Origin of the sequence: Mycobacterium sp. 1245801.1, assembly GCF_001673055.1 — a bacterium.
Taxonomy (GTDB): Bacteria; Actinomycetota; Actinomycetes; order Mycobacteriales; family Mycobacteriaceae; genus Mycobacterium; species Mycobacterium europaeum_A.
In genome coordinates this window covers 1-1,006 of record NZ_LZKY01000304.1, presented here as the reverse complement: position 1 = coordinate 1,006, position 1,006 = coordinate 1, and the positions used below count along the sequence as shown (strand labels likewise).

Genomic DNA, 1,006 nt, shown 5'->3' with positions numbered 1-1,006 from the left:
GGGCGCCTCACAGCCGACGGTGTCTCTGTTGATCTGGCAGCGCGTCACGCCGGATTTGGTCTCGATGAAGACGTAGCCGTTCTGGTCGGGCGGCAGCGGGATGGCGCCGGCCGGGGTGGTCGGGTTCGCCGGTGCGGCCGACGGGCCCGGCGCCGGGGCGGCGGTGGCCGACGGCGGCGTGGACCTGGGTGTGGGGAAGGACGGTTCGGTGGGGCCGGCTCCTGGCGAGGCCACCGGCCGGCCGCCGATGACCGAACTGCAGCCGGAGACCAGCGCCGAGCCGGCCACCAGGGCTACGAGCAGCAGCGAACCACCGGCCAGGCTTCGCCGCGCATTCTCCGAAAACCGCACCCGCCGCTCCCCAGACGATTCATATAGCGGCACTCAGGTTACGCACCGAGACGCGAAAGCCGCTGCCCTGACACAGGTATCGATACAGAGCCGATGGCCCGAATTTATCGACCCGTGACCGGTTCACGACTTCCGTACAGCCCCAACAGCTTTTCGGCGTTGCGGTGGCTGATGGCCGCGCGCTCGTCGTCGGTGAGCGGCAGGCTGTCCAGAAACGCGCGGGCGGCGACCATCGACCCGAACGGGTAGTCGGCGGAGAAGGCCACGCGGTCGATCCCCACCTGGGCGACCAGGTTCGCGTACGTCGCGCGGTCGTTGAAGTTGGCGAATGTGTAGTGGAAGTTCTCCCGCAGGTAGTAGCTGACGGGACGCTGCAGACCGGTCAGCTCCGGTGTCAGCGTGGCGTCGAAGCGCGGCAGCATGAACGACGTCGCCTCACCCATGTGCCCGATGATCATCTGCAGCGACGGGTGCCGGTCGAACACGCCACCCAGGATCATCCGCAGCGCGTGGGTGGCGGTGTTGATGTGCCACCCCCACCCCACCGTGGCCAGCGCGAACGTGACGGGCTCGGCGAAACCCGCGTAGCTGGACTCGATGACGCCCGCCGGGGGGATGGTCGGATGCAGGTAGATCGGCGCCTGCAGGGCGGCCG

Annotated in this window: 1 protein-coding gene and 1 pseudogene; both read right to left on the bottom strand. The window is 68.9% G+C overall.

Going from position 1 to position 1,006, the window contains the following annotated elements; all coding sequences use genetic code 11:
* Positions 1-351, bottom strand: a pseudogene (locus A5622_RS19500) (hypothetical protein); the annotation flags it as partial.
* A gap of 104 nt (positions 352-455) precedes the next feature.
* A partial coding sequence (locus A5622_RS19495; RefSeq protein ID WP_156753018.1) for an amidohydrolase family protein occupies positions 456-1,006 on the bottom strand: 551 nt, incomplete at its 5' end.